The organism is Clostridia bacterium, assembly GCA_017405765.1.
Taxonomy (GTDB): domain Bacteria; phylum Bacillota; class Clostridia; order Oscillospirales; family RGIG577; genus RGIG577.
In genome coordinates this window covers 25,361-42,573 of sequence record JAFQZS010000036.1, presented here as the reverse complement: position 1 = coordinate 42,573, position 17,213 = coordinate 25,361, and the positions used below count along the sequence as shown (strand labels likewise).

Here is a 17,213-nt window from a genome sequence, read left to right as displayed (position 1 = left end):
TATTTTTACAGAAGGGATGTGATCGATATTGATAAAGGCATTCAACCGAGGCTTTGACAAGTTCCTTATATGGTTCAACGCAAGCGTCATTGGCACGATACTTAATGCGATAGGACGTTTCGTGAAGCAGCTTTTTGCAGACAGCGCCATCGTGCGGGCCTTTTCGAGCGAGAACTTCGAGCGCATGTATGAACGAAGCTTTATAGCGCGCTTTGTAAATTGGTTCTTTGGCCTGTTTGCGCGCGCCAACGCTCACCTTTGCGTAATGGCGCAAAACAGCGCGATACTCGGCTTTTTTAAATTCGTGATATCAAAATTCAATCTTACGGTATTTCTCGTGCTGCTCATCGTTTTCGGGGCTGTTTCATATTTTACGGGCATATACCTTATCGCGGCCGCATACGTCGCAATAGTGTTCGTATTTATCGTGATATGCCGTCCGGAGGTGGGCATAATAGCCGTTGCGGGCCTTGCGCCGTTCATTCCTACGATGGCGGCGGCCGGCCTTTTGGGATTTACGCTGGTCGCGTTCCTTCTTCAGGTGCTATTCGGAACGAGATATAAGATAAAGACGAACCGCACGGGGCTTTTCCTTATCTTCTATATAATACTTCTCGCGGTGTACGGCGTAAATTCGTTCACTCCGTCAAGCAGCGTAAATATCGCGCTCTTATGGTCGATGTTCGTTATTTCGTATTTCCTTGTGATATCGCTCATCGACACGAAAGAGAAGTTTCACTGGGCGATGTTCATATTCTGCACGGCGGCGCTCTTTACCGGCCTTTACGGACTGTTCCAGTACGTAAGCGGTCAGTTCGATATGACGTGGGTCGACAAGGAGCTTTTCGAGGAGCTTGGCCTCAGAGTATATTCGACGTTTGAGAATCCCAACGTTTACGGCGAATATCTGCTTTTGGCGGTGCCGCTCACGTTTGCGATGACGTTTAATACGAAGCGCCTTATCGGCAGGCTTTATTATCTCTTATCGACGTTAGTGCTTTTGTGCGCGCTTGCTCTTACGTATTCGCGCGGATGCTACCTTGCGCTGATACTTGCGCTCGCGGTGTTTCTTTTTTACGTTTCGAGAAGGCTTCTCGCGATCTGCGCCGTGCTTATGCTTTTCGTGCCGTTCGCGCTGCCCGCGTCGATAATAAACAGATTTGCGAGCATCACAAATCTTGCCGACTCGTCCACAAGCTACCGTCTTAATATCTGGGAGGGCAGCCTTAAGATGATAAGCGACTTTTGGTATATGGGAATAGGCCACGGCACGGAGGCGTTCAACAGCGTATATCCGTATTATTCGCTGAATTCGATAGTTGCGCCTCATTCGCATAATCTTTATCTGCAGCTTACCATCGAGATGGGCATATGGGGACTTATAGTCTTCCTTTTGGTCATGTTCTCGTTTTTCAACGACAGCGTATCTACGATAAAGAAGCAGACGGCGACGGCGAGCCGCGTAATGATAGCGGCGGGCGTCGCGGCGGTCTTGGGCTTTTTGTTCCAAGGGCTTTTCGACTATGTGTTCTATAATTACAGAGTATATCTCATCTTCTTTATGACGCTGGGACTTCTTACGGCGTACAACGGCATTATAAGGCGGGAGGCGACATGATGATAAAAGCGATAAACGTAATATCCGATACGAATATAGGCGGCGCGGGAAAGATACTTCTCAGCTTTCTTGAGAAATACGACAGAGAGAAGTTCGACGTTAAAGTGGTCATACCGAAAAACAGTCAGCTTAAAGAGCGCATAGAGGCGCTTTGTGTGCCCGCCATAGAGATCGACGGCATGGCCGACGATTCCAAGGGCAAGGCGGCCGAGGATACGCTGCTTAAGATATTCAAGAGCGAGAAGCCCGACGTCGTGCATACGCACGCGTCGCTCGGAGCGCGCCGCGCGGCGAAAAAATACGGAAAGTGCGCGATAGTATATACGCGCCACAGCGTATTCGACCAGCCGTCGTGGAAAAAGAGCTTTCCTTTCAAGCAGATAAACGGACACGTGAACAATTCGCTGGCCGACCGCGTCATAGCGGTGTCGCCCGCGGCAAAGGAGAATATAGTTGAGGTGGGCGTGGATCCCGAAAAGATACAGGTCATCTTCAACGGCGTGGCCGAAGCGGTAAGATTGTCCGACGAAGAAAAATCACGCGTAAGAGCGAAGTGGGGAGTGGCCGAGGACGATTTCGTATGCGCGATAATCGCGCGTCTCGAGGAGGTAAAGGGTCACGAATACGTTTTAAAGGCGGCGAGGAAGCTTTTGGACGCAGGCGAGAACGTAAAGGTGATCATAGCCGGAAACGGCTCCATCGAGAACAAGCTAAAAGCAACGGCCAAAGAGATGAAGCTTACGAACGTGATATTCACGGGCTTTATCCGAGAGATACACGAGATAGAAAATATCATGGACGTTCAGTTGAACGCCTCGTACGGCACGGAGGCGACGTCGCTTTCGCTTCTTGAGGGCATGAGCCTCGGAGTGCCCGCGATAGTTTCAGACTTCGGCGGAAATCCTTACGTTATAGAGACGGGAGTAAACGGCATAGTCGTGCCGAAACGCGACGAGAACGCTCTTTATGATGCGATAATAAAGATAAAGAGCGATAAAGAGCTTTATAAACAGTGCTCCGAGGGCGCAAAAAAAGTATTTTCAAAAAAATTCACGGTCGAGTCGATGACGAGGCAGATAGAACAGGTCTACACCGAGCTTTCGGCACAAAAGGGAGGCGCAAAATAAATGAGAGAAAGACAGTACAGACTCTTCGGAAAAGTGGGAGTGCTCGATATAATCATCGTGGTATTGGTCATATTGGGCCTTTACGCCGCTTTTTCATACGCGGTCAATATGGACGTTTCAGCGGCAAACGGCCAGAAGCCGATAGAATACGGCGTTTATCTTACGAAGAAGGACGCCGCATTCGAGGATAAAATAGAGATAGGCATGAACGTCTACGATTCCCTGAAGGGATCGAAGATAGGCACGATAGCGTCGTACGAGGTGGAACCGTACAGCACGATACAGCCTAATATAATAACGGGCGAAATGGTAAAAAGCGAGGTCTCGGGATATTATAATTATATAATAGTTATAAGCGCGTCGGCCGATATCTCGGAGGCGACTACTGCCGTAGGAAGTTACGAGGTTGCCGTGGGCAAGGAAATGTATCTTCGAACGAAGACGTTCGCTTCGGGCGGATACTGCGTTACTCTTGAAGTCGGAGGTGAGGGCTGATGGATAAGAAGGGAAAGCTTTTCGGCAAAGTAAGCGTCATTGACATAATACTTATCATAATCATCATAGCCGCAGTATGCGCCGTCGGTCTTAAAACCATGAACGCCGGTTCGAGCGCGCAGGTCAAGAGCGACACGCAGTTCTATGTTACCTTCAAGGTAGAGAACGTGCGCGATTATACGGTGAACGCGGTATCGGAAGGAGATATCTTCTATGAAAAGAACGCGGCGCGCTTAGGCTCCGTAACGGGCGTGGCAAGCGAGCCTTATATGGAAATAGTAACGCTTGAGGACGGCACGTCGATGCAGTCGCCGTCTGTTGAAAGATATACCGTATATATAACGATGCTCTGCGAAGGAAAAGAAGACTCGGAAGGGTTTTATATAGGCGGCACGAAGCAGGTGGCAAGCGGAATGGATATAAAACTCAAATCTGCAAAGCTCAACTGCAACGCGGAAGTGTACGAGGTCGAACGCAAATAATTTCCAAAATTTTGTTTAGAGAAAACACCAAAAAACGTAAAACGCGCGCCTTTAAAGATATACAGATTACCTATTGACTATTGTTTTGTTTTAGTTTATCCTATTTTTAAAGTGTTTAAGTGTTTTGTAATAAGTATAAGAATGGGTGGGTATTTATGCAGTCAGCTAAAGTAATTGTAGAAAATGAAGTAGGGTTACATGCCAGACCGGCGACATTTTTCATACAAAAGGCTAATGAGTATAAGTCCAGCATTTGGGTTGAAAAAGCGGGACGAAGAGTGAACGCAAAGAGCCTGCTTGGCGTACTTTCTTTAGGTATAAGCAAGGGTATGGAGATAGAGATCATTGCCGAAGGTCCTGACGAAGAGCTGGCGGCAAAGAGCTTGCAGGAGCTTGTTTCCAAGAATTTTTCCAGCATTTAAGCTTTAAAATGCCGCATACTTTTGCGTCATAGCTTTTTGTTAAAAAAACATATGTGTAATCTCGTAAGGACGCAAATTAAAACATGCGTCCTTTTCTTTTTATTAAAATATCGAAGGGAGGGATATTATGCGAAAGCAGCATGAGCATCTTTCGGCAAAAATAAAAAACCTGTCGCAAAAACCGGGCGTATATATAATGAAGGATAAGTCGGGGCAAATAATATATATCGGCAAGGCGAAGGTGCTTAAAAACCGTGTAAGCCAGTATTTTCACGACGCGCCCAAAGACAATATGAAAACGGAGCAGATGGTCTCGAATATTCACGATTTCGACTATATAGTGACCGACAGCGAGCTTGAGGCGCTCGTGCTCGAATGCAATCTTATAAAGCTTCACAAGCCGAAGTATAATATCCTTTTAAAGGACGATAAAAACTTTCCGTATCTTAAAATCACTATGAACGACGACTATCCGAAGATAAGCCTCGCACGGAAAAAGCTTTCCGACGGAGCGAAATACTACGGGCCGTATCTTTCGGCAAAGACGATAAACGATACGATATGGACGCTTAAGCGCACATTTATGATAGCGACATGTAAACTGTCGTTCCCGCGCGACATCGGCAAGGTGCGCCCGTGCCTGAATTATCATATTAAACGATGCATAGGTCCGTGCATGGGCGGAGTATCAAAAGAGCAGTATCATGAGATATTCGACGATATAATATCGTTCATAGAGGGCGATTACGAGAACGTGACGAAAGAGCTTGAGGCAAAGATGTACGAGGCGTCGGAGAATATGGAATACGAGCGCGCCCGAGTTTACCGCGATCGTATACGCTCTGTAGAGCGGCTGGGTCAAAAGCAGAAGATGGTGCTTTCATCGGGCCGCGAATGCGATGTTATAAGCTACTATGTCGAGGGAGATATACTCTGCTTTTCGGTGCTTATGGTGCGCTTCGGACGGCTTATTGACAAGAAGGTGATAAAGCAGCGCGTAAGCGCAGCTTTTGACGAGCAGGAGGCGCTTTCTCAATTTCTAAAGCAGTTCTACGATGAAAACTCCGTTATACCGAAGGATATATATTTAAGCGCGGAGGCGGAGGACGATGCGCTTTTGGAGGAGCATTTTTCAAAGCTGTCGGGTCGTAAGGTGCGTATTTCGGCCCCGAAGAGCGGTCAGCCGCTCAATCTTTTGAAGCTTTCGCTTTCAAATGCCCGCGAGGAGGTAAGAAACGATATTCTCGGCATGGAGCGTTCGCGCGGGCTTCTTTTGGAGCTTAAACGCGTGCTGGATCTTAACGATATACCGGTGCGCATAGAGTCATACGACATTTCAAACCTCGGATCCGATTCGATGGTGGGCGCTATGGTGGTGTTCAAGGACGGCGCGCCCTCAAAGGGCGACTATAAGCGCTTTAAAATACGCACGCTCGACGCGCCCGATGATTACAGCGCGACAAAAGAGGTAATATACAGACGCTTTGAATCGCTTGAAGCCGGCGAAAAGGGATTTTGCGAAAGGCCGGATCTCATACTTTTAGACGGCGGAGCAGGCCATGTAAATGCCGTGACACAGATGCTTTATGAGCTTGGCATAGACGTGCCCGTGTTCGGCATGGTAAAGAATAAAAGCCACCGCATAAGGGGCCTCGTTTCAAAAGACGGAGAGATTACTTTTAAAGGCGTGGGCGACGTTTACACGCTGCTCGGCAGGATATCCGAAGAGGTCCATCGCTTTGCGATAAGCTATCACAGGAGCGCACGCTCGAAAAAAACGATGAAAAGCGCGCTCGACGACATTAAAGGCGTGGGAGAGGTGAAGCGTGCGGCGCTTATTTCCCATTTCGGCAGCGTAAAAAAGATACGTGAGGCCGAAGTATCGGAAATCGCAAAGGTCAAGGGCATAAACGAGGCGCTTGCCCAGCGCATAAAGCGAGAACTTGAGGGCGGTGATACGAAGTGAGAGTAATATCGGGCAGCGCACGGGGAACGCCGCTTAAAACGATAGAGGGCGAAAATACTCGCCCGACTACCGATAAGGTAAAAGAGGCGATGTTCAACGTAATACAGTTTGATATAGCGGGAGCGCGCGTTTTAGATGCGTTCGCGGGCAGCGGCGCGCTTGGCATAGAGGCGCTTTCGCGCGGCGCAAGCTGGGCCGTTTTCATAGAAAAAAACCGTGCGGCTGCGGGAATGATAAAGAAAAATCTTATTGCGGCGAAGCTTGAGAAAAATGCGCAGATAGTAACGGGAGACTGTTATAAGTATATAAAAACATACAAAGGAGAGCCGTTTGACATAGTGTTTTTAGATCCGCCTTACGACAGAGAAGAAGTAAAAAATGTTTTTAATGAATTATGTACTTGTAATATGCTGTCTGATACTGCTATAATATTGTGTGAAACGAGACGCGAAGCTCTGCCGGATCGTGTAGGGATGTTTTCGCGCCTTAAAAAGTATGTTTACGGCAATATTAACGTCACGGTGTATACGGCAGATAAAGCTGAAAAGACCGTTAGCGATTTGGAGGAATCTTTACAATGAACATAGCGGTTTATCCAGGAAGCTTTGACCCGATAACGAACGGGCATCTTGATATAATAAGACGGGCGTCCAAGCTCTATGATAAGGTGGTCGTGGGCGTGCTTACGAACACATCGAAGCAGCCCATGTTTGGAAAATCACAGCGCGCCGATTTTATTAGGCGCTCGACGGCCGATCTGGGAAACGTAGAAGTTGCATTTTTCGAGGGGCTTTTGGTAGATTTTTTAAGAAAAGAGAACGCCAAGGTCATAGTTAAGGGCTTAAGGGCCACATCTGACTTTGAATATGAATTCCAGATGGCTCTCGTAAATAAGCAGCTTTGCCCCGAGGTCGAAACGGTGTTTCTTTCAAGCAGCGAGAAATTTACTTATTTGAGCTCCAGCGTTGTGCGCGAGATAGGACGTTTGGGCGGCGATATTTCCATGTTTATTCCGTCGGAGATACTTGACGATGTAAATAAGGCAATGCATAAAAAATAATAAAGATAAAAGAAAATCTTAAAAAGAGGTGTGATATATGGGCGTTGAAAAGCTTATAGACGAACTTGACAATCTTATACAGGAGAGTACGCCGCTTCCGCTGTCAAGCGGAAAATGCGTTATTGACAAGGAACGCGCAAGAGAACTTATTCAGGAGATCAAGCTCAATTTCCCCGTGGAGATGCATCAGGCGCAGTCTGTAGTTGAGGACAGGAACAATATTTTGGAGAGAGCAAACAAAGAGGCCGCAGATCTTATGAAGCGAGCCGAAACGCATGCAAAGAAGCTTATATCTCAGGAGGAGATAGTGCGTCAAGCGGCGCAGCGCGCAAACGAGATAGTAACGCTTACTCAGAACCGCTCAAACGAGATCAAGCGCAATACCGCGGAATATGCTAATACGGTCCTTGGCGCTATGGAAGAGACTCTTGCTAAAAATTTGGCAGAGATTCGCCAGAGCCGCAGCAGACTGAAAAACGTGGCGCAAAAGGGCAGACCGCAAGAAAGCGGCGAGGAAACGCAGCAGCAGGAAGGCTAAGCATGAGAAAAACACCGTTATCCGAGAAACGGCTGCTGCACTGAACTGCCTAAGCGCGGTTTGTTTAGGCGTTTTTCTTCTCTATAAAGACAAATGAACCGCACAGACCGCTTCGTTTTGGGGCATCTGTGCGTTTTTTATGATTAAAAGGCACAAAAGATGCGAATGCGCCCGCAAGGAGCATTTTTTATAGACGAAAGGCGCACATCGTGATATAATAAGATATAATTATGAGAATTGATCATACTCGATAAAAGCAGGAAATACGAAGCGCATTCGGGCGGCGTCTAAAAAGTTTAAAGCAGAGCCGACCGAAACGCCCCATTTTAAAACGGATAAGAGCACTGCTCGGGAAAACGAGGAGGGAGGAATCTTTGTGGATCAAAAACGGAGCAATATGATACCTCGAATTGTCGCAATATGCGGCGTTCTTATTTTGATTATCCTTATCTTTGGCACCTTATCGACGGGCAAAAACGCGCAGAGAAATACTAAAGACGCCGTGCGCTCTGTAAGTGTGCTTTATCTCGGCGAGCTTGCCGGAAGACGTGAGCAGGTCGTGGAAGACAGTCTTGCGGGAAACATAAACGTTATAAATATAGCGCTTGAAATAATGACGGACGAAGACTTAAACGACCTTGAGCATATGCGTACCTATCAACGCAGAATGAAGCACCTTTTTAATCTCGAACGCTTCGCTTTCGTTGACGAGGACGGCCTTATTTATACGGCGGACGAAGGGATCACGAACGAAATCGACCAATACTCGTTTGACTACTCCTCGATGTCAAAGGCTGATATTTCAATAAAGAATTTAGAGAGCGAGAACAGGAAGATCGTCATTGCCGTCCCCATGCGCGACAGAGAGAAATTCATTGACGGGAAGCATCTCGTTGTGTGCTTTATGGAAATGGATATGACCGTCATGCTTCAAGGCGTTTCAATGCAGTCACAAAGCAGCAGCACTACCTTCAGCAACATTTACACAAGCGGCGGGATACCTTTAAGCAATATGGTTTTGGGCAGTTTTGCCGCAGAGGACAACCTTTTTGCCGCGCTTCAAATGGCGCAGTTTGAAGAAGGATATTCCCTGGAAGGCGTTAAAGACGACTTCAGCAAAGGGAATAAAGGCATCACGTCATTCTGCTATAACGGCATTTATATGACGCTGAGCTACGTGCCGGTAACGGGTACCGACTGGTTTTTAACTTATATGGTACGCGAAAGCGTTATAAGCGAACAAATAAACGCCGTTTCCGACGAAATAATCAGAAGAAGCCTTATACAGACTGTTCTCACGACCGTGCTGATGGGTGTGATGTTTGCCTTTGTCCTCGTGCAGATGAGAAAGAACACGAAGCTCCGTTTGGAAAAGGAGACATCCGACATTGAGAACAGAGTAAAGAATGAGGAGCTCGAGCAGAGGATAGCTCTTCAGGAGCAAATACTTGCTCAAAGGACTCAGCAGGAGCAGCAGAAAAATATGATAGCGGCGCTGTCAGCCGATTACCGCAGCGTATATTTTATTGAGCTTGACAAAGACCGCGGTGTTTGCTATCAGGCGCGAAGCGATCTGCCGGGATTCAAGGTGGGCGACAGATTCAATTACTTAGAGGCCGTGACGGCGTATTGCAATAAGTATATTCTGCCTGCGTACCGTGAGGAATTCTTAAGCTTCATACGTCCCGAAGCCGTAAGAGAGGGGCTTAAAAAAAGCGCTCTTATATCGTACCGCTATATGATAAGCATAGACGGGAAAGAATCATACGAGGCGGTACGCTTTGCGCGAGTACGCCGCAGTGACGAAGCTGGCGATCATGGGAGCGACAGCGTCGGCGCGTGCTTCGCGGACGTTGACGCAGAGACGAGAAGCGAGCTTTCGCAGAAGGAGGCGCTTACGGAGGCGCTGACTGCCGCAGAGCAGGCAAACGTTGCAAAGACGGCTTTTCTCTCCAATATGAGCCATGAGATACGTACGCCGATGAACGCCATTATCGGCCTTAACAATATAGCGTTGAATGAGCCCTCCCTGCCTCCGAAGATACGGGAATATCTTTTGAAGATGGGCGCCTCGGCACAGCATCTCTTGAGCATTATAAACGATATTCTCGATATGTCGCGCATCGAATCGGGACGCATGTCTATAAAAAACGAGGAGTTTTCATTTGCCAAGTATCTGGAACAGGTAAATACAATAATCGGCGGACAATGTTCGGATAAGGGTCTTATATATGATTGCCGCATCTTGGGCAAAGTGGACGATACATATATAGGCGACGGCATGAAGTTAAAGCAGGTCATGATCAATATCCTGGGCAATGCCGTGAAGTTCACTCCTAAGGGCGGCAAAGTGACATTCATTATCGAAGAGATAAGACAGTACGACAATAAAGCGACGCTGAGGCTTACATTCAGCGATACGGGAATAGGAATGAGCAAGGAATATCTGCCGCACGTATTTGACACATTCAGTCAGGAGAATGTATCATCAACGAACAAATACGGCAGTACGGGATTGGGAATGCCTATCACAAAAAGTATTATAGACCTGATGAACGGACAGATCGAAGTGGAAAGCGAAAAGGGAGTGGGAACGACCTTCACCGTGACAGTAACTCTGGGCAAAACGGAAAGCAAGCGGGACGATTCTAATAGCGATATCAATTTAAAAACGCTTAATGTTCTTGTGATCGACGACGATCCTGTCGCTCTTGAGCATGCGCAGATCGTATTGGGACAAGTAGGCATAGGCTGTGACGTCGCAGCCTCCGGAGAAAAGGGCATAGAGCTTGTTAAGCTTCGTCATGGCCGCATGGCTGATTATGACCTTCTTCTTATCGACTGGAAGATGCCGAATATGGACGGCGTAGAGACGGCAAGGCAGATGCGCGCCGTTGTCGGAAACGAAACGCCGATTATTATCCTTACCGCGTATAATTGGGACGATGTGGCGAATGAGGCGATAAGGGCCGGCGTTGACTCCTTTGTATCAAAGCCTCTCTTTGCCGAAAGCGTTATGGACGAGTTCATAGAAGCGTTCAAGCAAAAGAGCCGGACAAAGGTCCAAAAGCGCGCAGATCTAAAGGGACGCCGCGTACTTCTTGCAGAGGACATGCCCGTAAACGCGGAGATAATAATTATGGTGCTGAGTATGCGCGAGATCGAAGCGGATCTGGCCGAAAACGGCCGTATTGCCGTAGAAAAGTTTTCGGAACATCCCGCCGGATATTACGACGCAATACTGATGGACATGAGAATGCCGGAGATGGACGGTCTGGAAGCCACAAGAACCATTCGCTCAATGGAGCGCAAAGATGCAAAAGAGATCCCGATAATCGCGCTTACGGCGAACGCCTTCGACGAGGATGTACAGCGCTCCATGCAGGCGGGACTTAACGCGCATCTTTCAAAGCCCGTTGAGCCGGAGGAATTGTTTGACACTCTCGAGATACTTATAAAGGATTAAAGACAGAATGATTTATACGAAAAGGACGCGAAAGCATTACGGCTTTCGCGTCTGTTCTTTTATATATCGAGTACGCTTTTGTGAAGACGCTTTGGGTGCTTAGAATAATTTGGCAGCGCATCTTTTGAATTTTAGTATTGATTTATTTGCGCTTGCATTATATAATAGAGTATAAAGTGGCACAAAGTGCAATAAAGTGGTGAATAGAACGCAAGAAAAGGGGTGAGCATGATATGCTTATAGGCGAATTTGAACATAATATAGATCAAAAAGGGCGTATCATAATACCCGCTCGTTTTCGCGAAGATCTTGGAGAACAGTTTGTGATAACAAAGGGGCCTGACGAATGCCTCTTTATATATTCCCTGCATGAATGGGCGCGCCTGGAACGCCAGATAAAGGAGCTTCCGATGAGCAAATCGCGAAGCTTGCAGCTTTACTTCTTTTCAAGCGGAAGCCTTTCTGAAGCTGACAAACAGGGCAGGGCGCTGGTGCCTCAGAATCTGAGACGTTTTGCAAAGCTTTCGAAGACCGTTATGGTGATAGGCGCGTCAAATCACGTTGAAATATGGGATATGGAAGCATGGCAGAAGAAATGCGCAACGCTTACGCCCGACATGATAATGACTGCAATGGAAGAGATGGGCTTTTAAGAGGTCGTAGACGCTTATGGAATTTTCTCATATACCTGTAATGCTTAATGAATGTATTGAGGCGCTCAATATACGTCCCGACGGCATATATGTTGACTGCACGGCGGGCGGAGGGGGACACTCTGAGGAAATTGCAAAGCGGCTCGATACGGGCAGGCTCATTGCGATAGACAGAGATATGGACGCGATACGCCATGCGGGCGAACGCCTGAAAAAATACGGCGACAGGGTGACGCTAGTACACGGCAATTTTAAAGACTTAAAAGAGATACTTAAAAATAACGGCGTAGACGGAGCCGACGGCATTCTTATTGATCTCGGAGTATCTTCGTATCAGCTTGACGAGCCGGAGCGCGGCTTTTCTTATCAGAACGATGCGCGGCTCGATATGAGAATGGACCGGACGGCGGAGCTTGACGCCTGGAAAGTTGTAAATACGTATGACGAAAAAGAGCTTGCGCGTATATTTTTCACATACGGTGAGGAACGATATTCAAAGCGCATAGCTGAAATGATAGTAAAACGCCGCGAAGAAAAACCTATCGACACAACGCACGAGCTTGTTTACATAATCAAAAGCGCGATGCCGGGGAGGGCGCTCTCTGAAAAGGGGCACCCTGCAAAGCGCGTTTTTCAGGCGATACGCATCGAGGTGAACGGCGAACTTGACGGACTAAAAAAAACGCTTGAGGACATATACGATTGCCTTAATTTGGGCGGGACAGCCGCGATAATCACCTTCCATTCGCTTGAGGACAGGATGGTGAAGCAGTATTTCAAAAAGATGTCCGAAGGCTGCACCTGTCCTAAAAGCTTTCCCGTATGCGTATGCGGAAACAAGCCTAAGCTGGAGCTTATGCGCGGCAGGTCGGCTACTCCGTCGAAAGAGGAGACTTTTAAGAACAATCGCTCAAAGAGCGCAAGACTTCGCGCGGCGCGGCGCATTTTATAGGAATATGAGGAGATAGAGATGGCACTTCAATATTCAAGGCCGCAGGTGAGAGAGGAATTTGAGTTTTACGAGCAGATAACTCCCGCACCGGTCAAAAAGAAGAAGACTGCCGCACGCTCCAAAGGAAGGGCGGCGGCAAGAGTTGTCGTTTATGCTCTGATAGCTGTGATATGCATTTTTTTGCTTCTTTCCGTATTGGCAAATTACGCAAAGCTTACAGAGCTTTCGATGGAAGAATCGGAGCTTACGCGAGAGCTTGCCCGCCTTAAGGAAGAGGAAGCCCGCATAACGGTAGACATAGATAAGAAGACGACGCTTAAAGATATAGAATATATAGCGATGAACACCTTCGGAATGGTAAAGGTGCAGGATTATCAGCGCGAATACATAGATATGAAAAGAAGCGACAAAGCCGAGATAGTAAATTCTTCGCCCGTAAGCGATATTACTTCCAAGACGCAGACGCTGTTCGGGGGACTTAAGGAGTATCTGACCCCCGCAGAAAAGACGCAGACGGACGAAGCCCAGACCGAGACGGAGCAAGCTACGGAAGCTTACGCTGCAGAAGATTACGCCGCAGAGGAGATCCCCCAGGATATGCAGGAATATACAGAGGCTTCGGAAGAATATATAAATACCGGAGAGTAATATATATTATACCAAAAGCGCGCGCTTTGGCGCAGAACTTATTATACGGAGGAAAAAAGCGTGAAAAAAAAGAAACGCGCTTCCATGAAAAAAAGAATAGTATTTCTTATGATTTTTTTGCTTCTTTTAGGTTTTATACCTATAACGGGCCAGGTCGTAAACGTAGGCATACGCCAGCATGAAACGCTTCAGTCGGACGCCGCGGAGCAGCAGACGAGAAATACGGTAATAAGCCCTCAGCGCGGCACCATATACGACACGAACATGAAGCCGCTTGCGGAGAGCGCAACGGTGGAAACATGTTACCTTTCCCCGCTTACGATACCGGAGGACCAAAAGCGAGTCGTAGCGCAGAGGCTCTCTGAGATACTGGGCGTGGATTATAACAAAACATACGAGCAGACGCTTAAAACAAATCAATATGAGGTAGTTAAAAAGAAGCTTGAAAAAGAAGACGCCGACGCGGTGCGCGCATTCGTGAACGAATACAACATAGAGGGCGTGCATCTTGCGGAGGATACGAAGCGCTATTATCCCTACGGCGACTTTTTGGCGCAGGTGCTGGGATTTACGGGAACGGACAATCAGGGACTTTACGGGCTTGAGCTTGAGTACGACGACGTGCTCACGGGCACAAAGGGACGCGTGGTCACGGCAAAGGACGCCGCCGGCAACGCTCTCCCCTTCCAGTATGAGGAATATGAAACGGCGCAGAGCGGCACGTCCATCGTTCTTACGATAGACGAGGTGATACAGCACGTTGCGGAGAAATATCTTGAAGCGGCCGTGATAGAGAACGCCGTGGCCGACAGAGGCGTTGCGATAGTTATAGAGGTGGAAACAGGCGCCGTGCTTGCAATGGCCGTAGAACCGGACTTCGATCCGAACAGCCCCTATATGCTCGACGCATCGACTCAGCTGAGGATCGACTCCATTTCAGACGAAGCGGCAAGAAACGAAGCGAGAAACGAGGCGCTTCAGTATATATGGAGCAATAAAGCCGTAACGGATACATATTATCCCGGCTCGGTATTCAAAATATTTACTGCGGCCATGGGCCTTGAAGAGGGCGTAGTAAAGACTACCGATCAGTTTTACTGCAGCGGCGTTATGCAGGTCGAGGAATGGGCGATACACTGCCACGTAAGACGCGGCCACGGACAGGAGACGTTCGTAAAGGGCGTTTTGAACTCATGCAACCCCGTATTTATGACTGTGGCGCAGAGACTGGGCTCGGATACGTTCTATAAATATATGGACGCGTTCGGATTTCTTGAAAAGACGGGCATAGACCTTCCCGGCGAGGCTGTGGGAATATTCCATACAAAGCAGAACTTCAATATAGTTGAGCTTTCAACGGCGGGCTTCGGTCAGAACTTTTCCGTCACGCCGATACAGATGGCTTCGGGCATTGCGGCCGTTGCAAACGGCGGCAAGCTTATGCAGCCGTATATCGTAAGACAGTATGTTGACAACGAGCAGAATGTTATAAAAACGATAGCGCCTACCGAAAAGCGCCAGATAATCTCAAAATCGACGAGCGATACTTTAAGCGAGATACTTGAACTTGTCGTAACGCAGGGCACCGGCAGCAACGCATATGCAAAGGGCTACCGCGTTGCGGGCAAAACGGGTACGACGGAGAAGATCGACAAGCAGAATAAAACGGGTCTTGAAAACTTAAGGATCGCATCGTTCGGCGCTTACGCTCCGGCGAACGATCCCAAAATTGCCGTGCTCGTTCTTTTAGACGAGCCGAACGGCAGCAAGACGTACGGCGGACAGATAGCTGCCCCCGTCGTGAGCAAGATAATCGAGGAGTCGCTTCCGTATCTCGGCGTTGAGCCGCAGTATACAGAGTCGGAGCTTCAGACGCTCGACATAACGGTGCCGAATCTTATAGACGGTTTCGCATCGGCCGCAGACGCCAGAGCATATCTTTCCGATAACGGCATAAAGTGCCGCGTTATCGGAAACGGCGATACGGTAACAAATCAAATGCCGCGTCCCAATACGAGAATGCCGCAGGAGGGCACGATAGTTATTTACACGAACGGAGACGCCGCGATGAGCGAAACGGAGATACCGAACGTGCTGGGATATTCACCTCAGAACGTAAACGCGATGATAACGAACAGAACGCTTAATTTCTCCGCAACCGGAGTATATAATAAATCGGGCGTTGTTGCAGTAAGCCAGTCGCCCGCTGCAGGTACGGTCGTTCCCCTGGGAACGATAGTTACCGTTGAATTCAGAGAACCGAACTCCACCGTTGAGTAATACTCATTAAAGGCGCATGCGATATAAGGGGGGACAGAAAAATGAAGCTAGAAAAGCTGCTTTGCGGACTTTCCTATGAAAAAGCATTCAATTTTGATAAGGATATCGAAATAAACAAGGTCTGCTTCGACTCGCGCAAGGTCGAGGCGGGCGACCTGTTCGTTTGCATAGAGGGCTTTAAGTCGGACGGTCATAATTATATCGCTCAGGCGAGGGAAGCAGGAGCATCGTTTTTCGTCTGCGCACATGCTTTGGATGATGAGACGCTGCCGTATATCATATGCGACAATACCCGCCATGCGCTTTCAGTCATTGCCTCAAATTTCTACGGCAATCCTTCCGATAAATTCAAGGTAATAGGCGTTACGGGCACAAACGGCAAAACTTCGACCACATATATGCTTAAAGCCATACTTGAAAAAGCGGGCTTTAAAGTGGGACTTATTGGGACAAATCAGAATATGATAGGCGATAAAGTCATACCCACGAATCACACCACGCCCGAGTCATTGGATCTTCAAAAGCTTTTTTACGATATGGCGTGCGAGCATGTGGATTATGTTGTAATGGAGGTATCGTCTCATTCGCTTGCGCTTAGCCGCGTAGACTGCGTAAAATTTGCTGTCGGCATATTTACGAACCTTACGCAGGATCATCTTGATTTTCATAAGGATATGGATGATTATTTCAACGCAAAGGCAAAGCTGTTCTCTCAGTGTGAGACCGCCGTTATAAACCGCGACGACGACAGATATTATGAGCTTCGGTCGCTTATAAAGACTCCCGTGCTCTCCTACTCCATAGAGCATAACGACGCCGATACGGTCGCAAAGAACCTTCGTCAGAAAAGCACGGGCGTCGATTACGAGCTGCTTATCGGCAATACGATAGGCCGCGTTTCGCTTAAAATACCGGGGCGTTTTTCAGTTTACAATTCGCTGGCTGCCGTAACTGCCGCCGTGAGCCTGGGTATAGACGCCCCGCTCGTGCGCGATGCAATGACTAATTTCACAGGCGTAGTGGGACGCGCAGAGCTTGTGCGCATAGACGCCGATTTTTCGGTCGTAATAGATTACGCGCATACTCCCGACGGGCTTGAAAATATAATAAGCACGATAAACGAGTATAAAAAGGGACGGCTTATAACGCTGTTCGGATGCGGCGGAGACCGAGATCCCGACAAGCGTCCCAAGATGGGAAAAATAGCGACAAAAATGTCGGATTATTGCGTAATAACGTCGGATAATCCGCGCACTGAAGATCCCGCCAAGATAATCAAGGATATAGTGAAGGGCATAAAAAGACCGGCATGCCCGTATAAGGTCATAGAAAACCGCAGAGAAGCCATAAGATATGCGCTTTCGATAGCCGAAAAGGACGACGTAGTACTGCTTGCCGGAAAGGGCCACGAGCCGTATCAGATACTTTCGACAGGCACGATACATTTTGACGAGCGTGAAGTGGTTTCGGAAGAATATGCGAAATTAAAAGCTCTGGAGTGATACC

15 protein-coding genes are annotated in these 17,213 nt (G+C 48.0%); all 15 read left to right on the top strand.

The features are described 5' to 3' along the window. The first annotated feature begins 28 nt into the window (after positions 1–28). Complete coding sequence (locus IJG50_06305) at positions 29–1,618, top strand: O-antigen ligase family protein (protein MBQ3379460.1); 1,590 nt, start codon at positions 29–31, stop codon at positions 1,616–1,618. Continuing rightward, positions 1,615–2,745: a glycosyltransferase family 4 protein gene (locus IJG50_06300; protein MBQ3379459.1), complete on the top strand. Its 1,131-nt coding sequence runs from the start codon at positions 1,615–1,617 to the stop codon at positions 2,743–2,745. Before IJG50_06305 ends, IJG50_06300 begins: the two co-directional genes overlap by 4 nt. After that, positions 2,746–3,240, top strand: a complete 495-nt coding sequence (locus IJG50_06295; GenBank protein MBQ3379458.1) for a DUF4330 domain-containing protein — start codon at positions 2,746–2,748, stop codon at positions 3,238–3,240. After that, the gene (locus IJG50_06290) at positions 3,240–3,722 is read left to right on the top strand and encodes a DUF4330 domain-containing protein (protein MBQ3379457.1); all 483 of its coding nucleotides are present in this window, start codon (positions 3,240–3,242) and stop codon (positions 3,720–3,722) included. Before IJG50_06295 ends, IJG50_06290 begins: the two co-directional genes overlap by 1 nt. Positions 3,723–3,877: 155 nt before the next feature. Further along, the gene (locus IJG50_06285; GenBank protein MBQ3379456.1) at positions 3,878–4,144 is read left to right on the top strand and encodes an HPr family phosphocarrier protein; all 267 of its coding nucleotides are present in this window, start codon (positions 3,878–3,880) and stop codon (positions 4,142–4,144) included. A 127-nt stretch (positions 4,145–4,271) separates the two neighbouring features. Next, on the top strand, positions 4,272–6,110 hold the full coding sequence (gene uvrC, locus IJG50_06280) for an excinuclease ABC subunit UvrC (protein ID MBQ3379455.1): 1,839 nt from the start codon (positions 4,272–4,274) through the stop codon (positions 6,108–6,110). Then, positions 6,107–6,691 carry a 16S rRNA (guanine(966)-N(2))-methyltransferase RsmD gene (gene rsmD / locus IJG50_06275; protein ID MBQ3379454.1) on the top strand — a complete coding sequence of 195 codons (585 nt, stop codon included), beginning with the start codon at positions 6,107–6,109 and terminating at the stop codon, positions 6,689–6,691. Before uvrC ends, rsmD begins: the two co-directional genes overlap by 4 nt. Then, on the top strand, positions 6,688–7,170 hold the full coding sequence (coaD, locus tag IJG50_06270; protein ID MBQ3379453.1) for a pantetheine-phosphate adenylyltransferase: 483 nt from the start codon (positions 6,688–6,690) through the stop codon (positions 7,168–7,170). The genes rsmD and coaD overlap by 4 nt, the downstream gene beginning before the upstream one ends. 37 nt (positions 7,171–7,207) lie before the next feature. Then, positions 7,208–7,708, top strand: coding sequence for a hypothetical protein (locus IJG50_06265; protein MBQ3379452.1), 501 nt, complete (start codon positions 7,208–7,210; stop codon positions 7,706–7,708). A 376-nt stretch (positions 7,709–8,084) separates the two neighbouring features. Further along, positions 8,085–11,174: a response regulator gene (locus IJG50_06260; protein MBQ3379451.1), complete on the top strand. Its 3,090-nt coding sequence runs from the start codon at positions 8,085–8,087 to the stop codon at positions 11,172–11,174. A gap of 233 nt (positions 11,175–11,407) precedes the next feature. Next, complete coding sequence (gene mraZ, locus IJG50_06255; protein MBQ3379450.1) at positions 11,408–11,827, top strand: division/cell wall cluster transcriptional repressor MraZ; 420 nt, start codon at positions 11,408–11,410, stop codon at positions 11,825–11,827. 16 nt (positions 11,828–11,843) lie between these two features. Then, positions 11,844–12,779 carry a 16S rRNA (cytosine(1402)-N(4))-methyltransferase RsmH gene (gene rsmH / locus IJG50_06250; GenBank protein ID MBQ3379449.1) on the top strand — a complete coding sequence of 312 codons (936 nt, stop codon included), beginning with the start codon at positions 11,844–11,846 and terminating at the stop codon, positions 12,777–12,779. An 18-nt stretch (positions 12,780–12,797) separates the two neighbouring features. After that, positions 12,798–13,427 (top strand): hypothetical protein, encoded by a 630-nt coding sequence (locus IJG50_06245; protein ID MBQ3379448.1) that lies wholly within the window; start codon positions 12,798–12,800, stop codon positions 13,425–13,427. Positions 13,428–13,487: 60 nt separating this feature from the next. Then, entirely contained in the window at positions 13,488–15,707 is a 2,220-nt protein-coding gene (locus tag IJG50_06240; GenBank protein ID MBQ3379447.1) for a PASTA domain-containing protein, read from the top strand. Between the two features lie 41 nt (positions 15,708–15,748). Further along, complete coding sequence (locus IJG50_06235) at positions 15,749–17,209, top strand: UDP-N-acetylmuramoyl-L-alanyl-D-glutamate--2,6-diaminopimelate ligase (GenBank protein MBQ3379446.1); 1,461 nt, start codon at positions 15,749–15,751, stop codon at positions 17,207–17,209. The last annotated feature ends 4 nt before the right edge of the window (positions 17,210–17,213 follow it).

What these genes read in the sequence shown, in the direction of transcription:
- IJG50_06300 (MBQ3379459.1), top strand. Translation starts at nt 1,615, where the DNA reads ATGATGATAAAAGCGATAAACGTAATATCCGATACGAATATAGGCGGC.
- IJG50_06295 (MBQ3379458.1), top strand. Translation starts at nt 2,746, where the DNA reads ATGAGAGAAAGACAGTACAGACTCTTCGGAAAAGTGGGAGTGCTCGAT.
- IJG50_06290 (MBQ3379457.1), top strand. Translation starts at nt 3,240, where the DNA reads ATGGATAAGAAGGGAAAGCTTTTCGGCAAAGTAAGCGTCATTGACATA.
- IJG50_06285 (MBQ3379456.1), top strand. Translation starts at nt 3,878, where the DNA reads ATGCAGTCAGCTAAAGTAATTGTAGAAAATGAAGTAGGGTTACATGCC.
- uvrC (MBQ3379455.1), top strand. Translation starts at nt 4,272, where the DNA reads ATGCGAAAGCAGCATGAGCATCTTTCGGCAAAAATAAAAAACCTGTCG.
- coaD (MBQ3379453.1), top strand. Translation starts at nt 6,688, where the DNA reads ATGAACATAGCGGTTTATCCAGGAAGCTTTGACCCGATAACGAACGGG.
- IJG50_06265 (MBQ3379452.1), top strand. Translation starts at nt 7,208, where the DNA reads ATGGGCGTTGAAAAGCTTATAGACGAACTTGACAATCTTATACAGGAG.
- mraZ (MBQ3379450.1), top strand. Translation starts at nt 11,408, where the DNA reads ATGCTTATAGGCGAATTTGAACATAATATAGATCAAAAAGGGCGTATC.
- rsmH (MBQ3379449.1), top strand. Translation starts at nt 11,844, where the DNA reads ATGGAATTTTCTCATATACCTGTAATGCTTAATGAATGTATTGAGGCG.
- IJG50_06245 (MBQ3379448.1), top strand. Translation starts at nt 12,798, where the DNA reads ATGGCACTTCAATATTCAAGGCCGCAGGTGAGAGAGGAATTTGAGTTT.
- IJG50_06235 (MBQ3379446.1), top strand. Translation starts at nt 15,749, where the DNA reads ATGAAGCTAGAAAAGCTGCTTTGCGGACTTTCCTATGAAAAAGCATTC.